We start from the raw sequence: 12,541 nt of genomic DNA on the forward strand, positions 1-12,541 counted from the left end.
AGGAATAGACCCTTGTCGATCCAGTCAGTCGATTCATTCCCGCTAACCGGTGCCCAATCAGGCATTTGGTACGCGCAGCAGCTTGATCCAGCTAATCCTATTTTCAATACAGCTGAGTATATAGAGATTAAAGGTCCTATTGATCCCATACATTTTGAAGCCGCCATTAGAAAGACTGTCTTAGAAACAGATTCCTTGTATATGCGCTTCATTGAAGATACTGACGGTCCAAAGCAATGGATGACATCTAAGAAAGAAATCCCATTTCAATATGTCAATTTACAAAATGAAAAACAGCCGATTGATGCGGCTAAAGCATGGATGAAGGCAGATCTTTCAACACCAGTCTCTTTAGAGAAAGATGTATTATTCCGTGAAGTACTTTTTCAGCTTACTGACGACCGATTTATCTGGTATCAGCGCATTCATCACATTGCCATTGATGGATTCGCCTTTTCGCTCATTGCGCGTCGTGTTGCTGAGGTCTATTCAGCCCTATCGAATGGGACACCTATGCCCCCTCAAACATTTGGATCCTTACATGACGTAGTACAAGAGGAGCTCACCTATCAACAGTCTAATCGATATGAAGCTGATCAAGCGTTTTGGAAAAATCGCTTTGCTGATCAACCTGAAGTTGTCAGCCTTGCTGAGCTTGCACCAAGAACGTCGGATCATTTTATTCGCAAAACGGCTGGCTTCGATGCCGAAAAGGTAAGCAAAATGAAAAGAAATGCTCAAGCCTTCGGTGGTACGTGGCATGAAATGATCCTTGCAGCATCCGCATTATATATGCATCGTATGACTGGTGCACATGATATTGTTTTAGGATTACCTGTGATGATGCGCCTTGGATCGTGCGCCTTACAAACACCCGGAATGGTCATGAACCTGGTACCGCTTCGTTTAACATGCAAACCAGAAATGACGCTATCAGCACTTGTTCGCCAAGTATCTGATGAACTAAAAGCCATTCGCCCTCATCAAAGATATCGCCACGAGGACATGCGGAGAGACTTTAAACTTATCGGAAGAAATCAGCGATTATTTGGCCCGCAGATCAATATCATGCCATTTGATTATGATCTCATGTTCGATCAGAGCTTGGGTCAAGCACATAACCTCTCAGCAGGACCCGTGGATGATATATCGATCAACATATACGACCGCGCGGATGGGAACGGATTTCAAATCGACTTTGATGCGAACCCTGCCGTTTACAAAGAGCAAACAGTTGACGCTCATCAGCAGCGTTTTCTTCAATTGCTGGAGGAAATAACCGGACTAGAGCAAGAGCAAACGATCAGTCAATTCAACCTTCTTTTGTCTGAAGAGAAAGAGAACATCCTCAAGCACTGGAATGATACAAAACGAGAATTACCAAAGGAATCTTTACGGGAACTATTTGAAAAACAGGTGAGCAAAACACCACAAGCAAAAGCATTACAGTTTGAAGGAATTACTTTGACCTATGAGGAGTTGAATAACCGGGCTAATCAATTAGCTCATTATTTGAAAAAACATGACATTGGACCAGAACAATTTGTCGCAATTGCTCTGCCTCGGTCCATCAATATGGTCGTAAGTCTATTAGCCGTCGTCAAAACGGGAGCCGCATATCTGCCACTAGACCCTGATTATCCTAACGATCGTGTCGCCTATATGCTAGAAGATGCCAAACCAGCGTGCTTGCTCACAGTCAAAGAGACAGCAGACGGTTTGGACCATCCGCACATCGTTCAGCTGGATGATTCAACTGTTCATCAGGAGATAGCAGACAGTCCGCACATCAATCCGGCTTGGAGCGAGGGCTCTCCACATCACCCAGCCTACATCCTCTACACGTCCGGATCGACAGGCAAACCAAAGGGTGTTGTTGTAACAAAACGAAATGTGATCAACTTTATATTGTCCATGCAAGATTCATTTTTATTAGATCAAAAAGACCAGCTTTTAGCGGTAACGACCATTGCTTTTGATATTTCTGGGCTGGAAATGTTCCTACCGCTTTTACATGGGGCTGCTATTTTATTGGCAAAAAAAGAAACCATACAAGAACCAGCAAAGCTTTCAGACATGATTCGTTCTCATCATGTCACAATCATGCAGGCAACGCCAACGTTGTGGCATGCGTTGGCAGATGAATACCCTGATGTGATCACAGGTATGCGTGTTCTTGTTGGAGGTGAAGCACTCCCTGCCTCCCTTTTGCACACATTGCAATCTCTTCAATGTGACATTACTAATTTGTACGGACCTACAGAAACGACGATCTGGTCTACGATGGAAAATGTCACAGCACATCGAGAAAATAGTGGACCGGCAATTGGTAAACCCATTTGGAATACGAGCATTTACATTTTAGATGAAGGACTAAACCCAGTCCCAGCAGGATCAATCGGTGAGCTTTATATTGCAGGTGAAGGAGTATCCAGAGGATATCTTGGACGATATGATTTAACGGCTGAACGCTTTGTCGCTGATCCATTCGGCACAAAAGGCACGAGAATGTATCGTACTGGTGATTTAGCCAGATGGCGTGAAGATGGTTCAATTGATTATATCAGCCGTGCCGATCATCAAATTAAAATCCGCGGCTTCCGTATTGAACTAGGTGAAATTGAAACAGTGATGATGCAGCATCAAGCCATAAAGCATACATCTGTTATCGTTCGTGAGGATCAACCTGGGCAGCAGCTGCTTTGTGCGTATGTTGTGCTGACAGACGGGTCTTCTCTGCACCCTTCAGAGCTCAGGCAGTTTGCGGCTGCATTACTTCCTGACTACATGGTGCCCTCTGCTGTTGTCGTGTTACCAGAACTTCCACTTACACCAAACGGCAAAATCGACCGCAAAGCATTACCAGCACCAAATATGTCTTTAGTTAGGTCTGAGCGTACACCTAGAACACCACAAGAAGACATGTTATGTAGTTTATTTGCAGAAACCCTTGGCCTATCTCAAATTGGCATAGATGATAGTTTCTTTGACTTAGGAGGACATTCCTTACTCGCCGCTCGCCTGCTTAGACGTATACGCGATACACTTGGCGCAGACCTAAGCATGAGTACCATTTTTGAATCGCCTCGGGTTGCTGAGCTTGCGCAGCACATTGACAAAGCGAAGGACATTCGGCCTCCGCTTCAGGTAGAAGACAAGCCAGATGAGATTCCGTTATCCTTTGCCCAAAAACGGCTCTGGTTCCTTCATTGCCTTGAAGGGCCAAGTCCAACTTACAATATTCCACTTGTCATTCAGCTGACAGGTACACTAGATCAAACAGCTCTCATTGGTGCTTTGGCAGATATCACTGAAAAACACGAAACCCTTAGAACCATTTTTCCAAATAAGAACGGCATGCCAAGACAGGTCATTTTACACCCCAAAAGTGTTCAGCCTGAACTCCATGTCACAGCTTCAAGCGATCAACAAATTGAGAATCAGTTAAACGAAGCCATTCGCTATAGCTTTCAGATTGAAGAAGAACCTGCACTTCGAGCTGAATTATTCACGCTTGATGCAAAGCGTTCCGTACTGCTTCTATTGCTGCATCACATCGCTGGTGACGGCTGGTCACTTGCACCATTGACACGAGACTTAGCTGCTGCTTACGAAGCCCGTATACAAGGAAAATCCATCTCCTTGCCAGCAGAACCTGTTCAATATACTGACTATGCTATTTGGCAGCAGAAGCTGTTGGGCAGTGAAGAAAAGGCGGATAGTCTATTTGCCAAGCAGCTCAGCTATTGGAAAGGTGCCTTACATGACCTGCCTGAAGAACTTGAACTGCCTTATGACTTCCCGCGTCCACAGGAAGGAAGCTTCAACGGTGCGACGATAGACTTTACGATTGAACCCGCTTTACATCAGAACCTCCTTGAGCTTGCAAAGCAGCATCAAGTGAGTTTGTTCATGGTGCTTCAAGCATCACTTGCAGCATTACTGACACGCCTTGGGGCCGGTACAGATATCCCAATCGGCAGTCCAATTGCTGGACGGAATGACGATGCTCTTGACGATATTGTGGGATTATTTGTGAACACACTAGTATTACGCACAAATACAGCTGGTAATCCAACCTTTAGTGAGCTTTTGAAGCGAGTGAGAGACGTTGACTTAGCAGCCTATGAGCATCAGGATCTGCCATTTGAAAGACTAGTCGAAATTCTAAATCCAACCAGGTCCAGATCACGAAATCCATTGTTCCAGGTCATGCTAGCCTTCCAAAATACACCGAAGGCGGAAATGAAGCTGACACAACTTGACTCAGATCTTTACGTGAAACCAGTAGGGTCAGCTAAATTTGATCTGACCATCGAATTGGCAGAACAAAGAACGGAAACTGGGTCAGCAGCGGGATTAACAGGATTGTTTGAATTCAGCACAGATGTATTTAAACAAAGCACCATTCGAGCAATCGCTGACAGAATGAAGCGCTTTTTAACAGAGATAGCTGAGCGCCCGCATCTGCCGATTGGTCAAGTGAACATTTTATCAGATAAAGAGCGGCAAACATTTCTCCCTGACAAAAAGACAATTGCTCAGTTAGACCAAGCACATAGTCTCCCGGCCTTATTTGAAAAAACGGCGCAGCAATACCCTGATCGAGTGGCTGTAACGTATGGCAATAGGCAGCTGACCTATGGTGAGTTAAACAACAAAGCCAATCGTCTTGCTCATTTATTAATAGAAAAAGGCGTTGGACCAGAACAGTTCGTTGCACTTGCCCTGCCTAGATCAATTGATATGCTCGTAAGCTTATTAGCCGTTCATAAAGCAGGCGCAGCCTATGTTCCGCTTGATCCTGATTATCCAGCAGACAGGCTGGCACACATGATACAAGATGCCAAACCCGTTTGCAGCATCACAACAAAAGCAGATGCAATGCACCTCCCTGCTGATTGCGATTTGATTTTGTTAGACGAAAAAGAAACGAGCGATCAATTGCTGACTACGCCAAATCACAATCCGGCTGATATAGACAGAATTGAACCGCTATCTTCTCTGCATCCGGCCTATATTATTTATACATCCGGTTCTACAGGGAAACCAAAAGGAGTGGTCATCCCACACCAAAATGTCATCCGTCTTCTGACATCTACTGAACATTGGTTCCAATTTGATGAAGAAGATGTTTGGACAATGTTCCATTCATATGCCTTTGATTTTTCAGTATGGGAAATATGGGGACCACTTTTATATGGCGGCCGGCTTGTCATTGTACCTCATACCATCTCTCGCTCCCCAGAAGAGATGCTGCAGCTTCTAGTTGAGGAAGGCGTGACTGTACTTAATCAAACACCTTCTGCCTTCTATCAGCTCATGCAGATAGACAAGGAACAACAAACACTAGGCCAAGCATTATCACTCCGCTATGTCATCTTTGGCGGTGAAGCATTAGAGCTTAGCAGATTAGAAGATTGGTACAGCCGTCACTCAGACTGTAAGCCAAAGCTCATTAACATGTACGGCATCACAGAAACCACCGTACACGTTACGTACAATGAACTCAATCGAGATATGATCACAAAGAACTCCAGCAGTTTAATAGGCGAACCGATTCCTGATTTACACGTTTACGTTCTAGATGAATATCTGCAGCCTGTTCCCCCTGGAACGACAGGTGAAATGTATGTAGCTGGAGCTGGCCTTGCAAGAGGTTATCTAGGCAGACCTGACCTGACATCAGATCGATTCCCTGCCGATCCTTATGGCGCACCTGGCACAAGGATGTATCGCACAGGCGACCTTGCGCGCTGGACAGAAGAAGGGGCTCTTGATTACATTGGCAGAGCTGATCATCAAATTAAAATACGCGGCTTCCGCATTGAACTTGGAGAAATCGAAGCCGTTCTGGCACGCCACGATGCAGTTGCACAAGTTGCCGTCATGATGCGAGAGGATCAGCCTGGCGACAAACGCCTAGTCGCCTATATCGTCCCAACTGAAGAAAACCGTTTCGATACAGAGACCCTTCGTCATTTTGCAGCAGCCAGTCTTCCTGATTACATGGTGCCCGCGGCATATGTACAGATTGACGCCATGCCGCTTACAGCAAACGGGAAGCTTGATCAAAAATCACTGCCAGCACCTCAATTGCATATGCAGCAAGCAGATGGCCGCGGCCCTAGAAATCCGAAAGAGGAAATCCTATGTCATCTCTTTGAAGAGGTGCTTGATTTGCCTAAAATCAGCATAGACGATCGCTTTTTTGACATTGGCGGACACTCACTGCTTGCAGTTCGTTTAATCAGCCGCATTCGTGATGCACTTGGTGTCAAACTAAGCATTGGAACATTGTTTGAAGCACCAAATGTGGCAAGTTTGGCAGAGAAACTAGAAACAGGAAGCGATGAAAACGCACTAGAAATCCTGCTGCCGCTGCGAACAAATGGAGAAAGATATCCACTCTTCTGTGTTCATCCAGCAGGTGGTCTTAGCTGGTGCTATGCAGGTCTCTTGAATACATTAGAAAAAGACATCCCTATTTATGGATTACAGGCTCGAGGAATCGCAAGAAAAGATGACTACCCGCACACACTAGATGATATGGCTGCGGATTACATCAAGCACATCCAAACGATTCAGCCAAAAGGCCCTTATCATCTTCTTGGCTGGTCATTAGGCGGAAACGTTGTTCAGGCTATGGCTACACAGCTCCAGCAGCAAGGTGAAGAAATCGCACTCGTTGCGATGCTGGATGCCTATCCGAACCATTTCTTACCGATTAAAGCAGCACCTGATGAAGAAGAAGCACTAATCGCTCTTCTTGCGCTCGGCGGTTATGATCCAGATACCTTAACAGGTGAACCGCTCACAATGAAAAGTGCCATCGACATCTTGAAAAAAGATGGCAGTGCACTAGCTAGCTTAAATGAAGATGCCATTAGAAATCTAAAAGAAACCTATGTGAATTCAGTTCGATTGCTCGGAGAATATCAGCCAAAAACTTATCAGGGGGACATATTATTCTTTAGATCTACCATTATCCCAGATTGGTTTACACCAATTGATCCCGAAGCATGGGCACCTTATATCAACGGAACAATCGAACAGCACGACATTCATTGCCGGCACAAAGACATGTGCCAGCCTAAACCCCTAGCAGAAATTGGTGTCATCTTAGACAACGCACTGCATCGGGTCAAACAAAAGCACTAAGAATAAAGGAGAGATGACAAATGACAAATCCCTTTGATCGTGAAGACGGTGTATTTCTTGTGCTGGTCAATGAACAAGGACAGCATTCACTTTGGCCATCATTTGCACCAGTGCCAGATGGATGGGAAAAGGTCTTTGGTGAAGACACTAGAAATGCCTGCATCGATTATATCCAGACACACTGGCAGGACTTGCGGCCATTAAGCTTAACAAAAGAACCTGCGCTAGCACATGGAAAAACGGAATAAATCACCGCACCCTGATCTCCATCAGGGTGCTTTTTTGACAGAATAAACATCACCATCTTTCAGCTCTTTCTGCTACAATTTAATTGAGAATGTTTATCAATCAATAAGAGATCAGGTGGTTTTATGGGAAACAACAATCAATTACGTACATTGGCAAATGCCGAACAATTCATCTACCGATTAACATATACTGAAAAAATAAATAATGCAGAGCTTCCACATACAGAGCAGCAGCTATCAGATACATTCTGCCTCCTCTTCAGCATAAGCGGCAGCGGTTTACTCACATTGAACGATCAAAAATGGCGATTGAAACATCTGACACTCTATACAATCATGCCTGGGGAAACATTTATGTTAAAAACAGAGCCTTATCAAAAACACGAGCTCTATCTGTTTCGCTTTCAGCTCTACACGCTGCAAAATCAAAACATAGGAGAAGTATCAACGGAACATGCCCGTTCTTTACTGAATAAATGGCAATTTATCGATATTAGCTCGATTGAACATATTCATTCTTTATTGTCCGATATGACAGAGGAATGGCAAAGACCTGAATCCATTAGCTTTTTTAGAAGCCAAACTCTTTTTCAGCAGCTCATTATGCAGCTTTTCACACTGCATAAAGAAGATATTTGTGACACGGCACATGCCCTTTTCAAAACAAAACAATATATCGATCAACATTCCGAAGAACCCCTCAGCCTGACAAGTCTATCTCATATGGCTGGCATCAGCGCCAATCATTACAGCGAGCTATTTAAAAAGCATTTTGATGTGAGTGTCAGTGATTATATCACCAAAAAAAGGATGGCTAGAGCCAAACAATTAATGGCAAAAGGCAACGCAAAGCTCAAAGACATTGCACTGGAAATCGGCTATCAAGATCCGTATTACTTCAGCCGCATCTTTAAGAAAAAAACGGGCATAACCCCTTCAACTTATATGAAAAGCCGTCAGCGGAAAATTGCAGCCTATGGCCATTCCATACTCGGCCAGCTCACACCCATTCATATCATCCCATATGCTGCCCCTCTTCACCCTAAGTGGACAGCACATGATTTTGAGCATCATGCAGAAGAAATTCCGATTCACCTGAGTGCACACCGGATCAACGAGCACGCTGAAGCCAATTTACAGCTATTAAAGGAAACAAAACCTGAGCTGATCATTGCCAATGATCATGTGACAGAGGAAGAAAAACAAGTGTTAAAAACCATCTGTCCTGTTCACTTTGTTCCATTCACACAATTAGATTGGCGCACTCAATTCAAACAAACAGCTACGTTCCTAAACGAAGCGAACGAAGCAGAAGAATGGCTGATTCATTACGAGGAACTCGTCAATCAAGCGAAAAAGGCATGCCTTTTTGATCATCCACCAAAAACCGTCCTGCCTCTTCGTATCTTTCAAGATCAGCTCTATTTGTCTGTGAATCGCACCATGTCAGAAGTAATTTTTCAAGACATTGGCCTTCTGCCAGCTTTTCAGAATGACGGCCAGCTAATAGAAAAGAAAATCAGCATTCGCTCTATACAACAGCTAGATCCAGACGCCATCTTCCTCTTCCTGCATAAGGAGCCAAAAACGATTGCTTTTTATCAAAAGTTAAAGCAGCAGGAGTCTTGGCAAAATCTCAAGGCTGTGACGCAGCAAGCCGTCTATCCGCTCACTTCTGACCCTTGGCGTGAATACACAGCAGCCAGTCATCAACGGGTCATTCAGGACCTTTTATCTTTTTTTCCGTAAAAAGTCCATCATTTGACAGATCATTGTCTATGGATAAAAGGACAAAAGACTACTACAATCTTTAATTGAGAACAATTATCAGTTAAAGGAGAAAACAAATGAAAAAATGGTTCGCATTGCTTATCCTTTGTATCATGACGATCACCGCAGCAGCCTGTGGTGCTGCAGAAAATAAACCTGCTTCAAACACGACCAAAAGCAAGTCAGCTGAAACAGCAGAAACAAATATCAACTACTTAGATCAAACGTACAAACTCAAAACACCAGTGAAACGAATTGTCATTGCTGGAAGCCTTGAATCAATGGAAGATTCAAAATTACTTGGTATCGAGCCTATTGGTGCTTCTACTGTAGGCGGCACATTCCCTGAATTATTTAAAGACATTACAGCGAAAACAGAAGGTATCGGTGAAAAAACAGAACCGAACCTGGAAAAAATCCTAAAACTAAAACCAGATGTGATACTCGGATCAACCAAGTTCCCGCCTGCAACAATAAAAAAATTGGATAAAGTCCAAACGACGATCCCAGTATCCCATGTCTCTTCTGACTGGGAAAGCAATCTATTATTACTCGGTGAACTGACTGGAAAAAGTAAAGAAGCGAAAAACATCATTTCTGATTATCAGAAAGATCTCAAACAAGCGAAAGAAACCCTGAAAGACAAAAGCAGCAACAAAACAGCTGTCATTTTGCGCATTAGACAGGGCGACCTGTACGTTTACCCTGAAGACGTATACTTCAACTCTACCTTATATGGGGACTTAGGATTTACAGCACCAAGTGATATCAAAAAAGCCAAAGCACAAGCATTGATTTCATTGGAGCGCCTAGGCGAACTCAATCCTGACTATATTTTTGTTCAGTTCTCTAAAGAGGAAAACTCATCGAATCCAAATGCATTGAAGGACTTAGAGAAAAATAAAATTTGGACAAGCCTAAAAGCTGTGAAAAATGGGCACATCAATGAAAATGCCGTTGATCCTATGCTTCAAGGAGGAACAGCACTAAGCAAAACAACCTTCCTTGATAAGGCTGTCAAATGGTTAGATCAAAACAACTAAACAGATGCGTAATCAGATTTTTGACAAAGGGCTAAATTGTTTAGCCCTTTGTCTTCTTTTCAACGCAGTTGAAAACCTTTAGGAGAGGATACACATGAACGGAACGTTTCTATATGATGAGTTTAATGGGCGTCAGCTTGATATTTACCTTCCACAGGACACCTCTATTGATGTTCCAGCTGTCTTTGTACAAGATGGCTCTTCTTTGTTTAGAACACACCTGCTAGAGATCGAAAGAATGATCGAAACCAAAACCATCTCGCCAATCATCATTGTCGGCATACACCCATTCAATCGACTTGACGAATATACACCATGGAAGGCGTCATCACTGCGATCTGGGTTTCCTGACTTTAAAGGTGAGGCACAGACGTATGTGTCATTTTTAGCGAATGACTTACTCCCATATATCAAAAGAGAATATCCAGTTCAAGAGACCTGTCATGAACATAGCCACGTAGGTGCTTCATTAGGCGGGCTGTTTGCTATTTATACTTTATTCATGCACCCTGATCTTTTTAAAAACATCGCATCGATCTCCGGGTCATTTTGGTATCAAGATTTTCTACCGTTTGCTAAACAACAAAGCATTCAGTGTGTGGATCACTTTATTTATTTGTCTGTAGGCAGTGAAGAAGGGAAAGGCAAAACATCTGCTCAACAGCACATGCCTTTATTCAACAAACAACTGCATGACCTTTTATTACAGAAAGGGATGCAAGAAAGGCAGCTGCAATATCACATCGAACAAGGGGAGGGCCATCATCTGAAACAATTTCAAAATAATTTCTTATCGGCCCTAAAGTGGTTTTATCAAAGAGAACGCTAATTTTTTATCAGCATGGCACAAAGCCGATATGATATATTGGAACGTATAGATTGAAAGAGGAGGGATTTGCGCATGAGACCTTTACAAATCTCAGCCGATACCGCACAAAAGCTTGCTGCATCACTCAATGTACCGTTAGAACAAATCATGCATATGCCGCAGCATATCTTATTAGCTAAATTAGCGGAGCTTGAACAGAAGAAAGAACGTTCTTCTTAAAGAAATAAAGGAGTTTACATTCATGGAACAACAACTAGAAAAATCAACATTACATCCTCGCAGTACAGGACAAACCATCCTGCTGATTGCTGGGATTTTGCTTATTGCATTTAATCTTCGGCCTGCCATTACATCCGTTGGCCCTGTTATCGGCGCGATTCGTTCCGATTTACAGCTTTCAAATGGACTGGCGGGTTTTCTTACGACATTACCACTGCTCTCATTCGCATTGCTTTCTCCAATTGCACCTAAAATCGGAAAACGACTTGGCAATGAACGAACCCTCTGGCTTGGACTTGCCGTCCTTCTCTTTGGGATTGTGATTCGCTCGTTTGGCTCCATCACCTTCTTAATGATTGGAACAGCGCTGGTCGGCGTTGGAATTGCGATTTGTAATGTGCTCTTACCGGGGCTTGTGAAGCATAAATTTCCTGCACATGCAGGCTTGATGACAAGTGTATATACAACTTCAATGTCCGTCTTCGCTGCACTTGCATCAGGTGTCAGTGTTCCGCTCAGTCATACGATGCCTGGCGGCTGGAATACATCATTCCTTGTATGGGCTGGACTTGCCCTTCTCGCCATGATGGTTTGGGCGCCGCAGCTTCTTCATCAGAATACAGCGGCCGTCAAAAGTATTTCTCTTACAGAGCAGCCAATATGGCGTTCACGTGTTGCATGGCAGGTGACCTTTTTTATGGGGTTGCAGTCATTCCTTTTCTATAGCAGCATCGCATGGTTTCCTGATATCTTAACATCCCATGGAATGAACCTGTCTACAGCTGGCTGGATGCTGTCCATTATGCAGTTTGTTGGGCTGCCATCCACCTTCTTAACGCCCGTTTTTGCAGAAAAATTAAAAACGCAAAGACCGCTTGTCGCTGGCCTTGTCCTTGTGTATTTACTCGGCATGATTGGACTTCTCCTCGGAGGATCGACGCCTATCCTTGTCATCTCTGTTCTATTGATCGGCATTGGACAAGGGGCCAGTATCAGTCTTGCCCTCACATTTATCGGTTTACGTACAACCAATATGGAACAAGCAGCTGCCCTCTCTGGAATGGCGCAGTCTCTCGGTTATTTATTAGCTGCTGTTGGGCCGTTCATGATTGGTATCCTTTTTGATTCCACACATACATGGACACCAGCGATTATCATCTTTATCATCATCCTATTTTTCATGTTTTTATCCGGTATGCGTGCTGGACGCAGTGTCTATATTTCAGATCCTTCATAAAAAAAGAACCCGCCTCCTCGTGAGACGGGTTCTT

The 12,541-nt window shown here is 43.8% G+C and carries 7 protein-coding genes; all 7 read left to right on the forward strand.

Annotation, left to right across the window (positions count from 1 at the left end; all coding sequences use genetic code 11):
- Nucleotides 1-12: 12 nt before the first annotated feature.
- Nucleotides 13-7,161, forward strand: a complete 7,149-nt coding sequence (locus NSU13_RS18695) for an amino acid adenylation domain-containing protein (protein ID WP_342489730.1) — start codon at nucleotides 13-15, stop codon at nucleotides 7,159-7,161.
- A gap of 20 nt (nucleotides 7,162-7,181) precedes the next feature.
- On the forward strand, nucleotides 7,182-7,409 hold the full coding sequence (locus NSU13_RS18700) for an MbtH family protein (RefSeq protein ID WP_025093680.1): 228 nt from the start codon (nucleotides 7,182-7,184) through the stop codon (nucleotides 7,407-7,409).
- Nucleotides 7,410-7,532: 123 nt separating this feature from the next.
- Nucleotides 7,533-9,158 carry a helix-turn-helix domain-containing protein gene (locus NSU13_RS18705; RefSeq protein WP_101677467.1) on the forward strand — a complete coding sequence of 542 codons (1,626 nt, stop codon included), beginning with the start codon at nucleotides 7,533-7,535 and terminating at the stop codon, nucleotides 9,156-9,158.
- Between the two features lie 98 nt (nucleotides 9,159-9,256).
- The gene (locus NSU13_RS18710; RefSeq protein ID WP_252049965.1) at nucleotides 9,257-10,222 is read left to right on the forward strand and encodes an iron-hydroxamate ABC transporter substrate-binding protein; all 966 of its coding nucleotides are present in this window, start codon (nucleotides 9,257-9,259) and stop codon (nucleotides 10,220-10,222) included.
- A 94-nt stretch (nucleotides 10,223-10,316) separates the two neighbouring features.
- A complete protein-coding gene (locus NSU13_RS18715) occupies nucleotides 10,317-11,051 on the forward strand; it encodes an alpha/beta hydrolase-fold protein (RefSeq protein ID WP_046312573.1) in 735 nt (244 codons plus the stop codon).
- 72 nt (nucleotides 11,052-11,123) lie between these two features.
- Entirely contained in the window at nucleotides 11,124-11,270 is a 147-nt protein-coding gene (locus NSU13_RS18720; RefSeq protein WP_080943469.1) for a YycC family protein, read from the forward strand.
- Between the two features lie 22 nt (nucleotides 11,271-11,292).
- A complete protein-coding gene (locus NSU13_RS18725) occupies nucleotides 11,293-12,507 on the forward strand; it encodes an MFS transporter (protein ID WP_034283619.1) in 1,215 nt (404 codons plus the stop codon).
- The last annotated feature ends 34 nt before the right edge of the window (nucleotides 12,508-12,541 follow it).

Source organism: Bacillus sp. FSL M8-0049 (assembly GCF_038593355.1).
GTDB lineage: Bacteria > Bacillota > Bacilli > Bacillales > Bacillaceae > Bacillus > Bacillus safensis.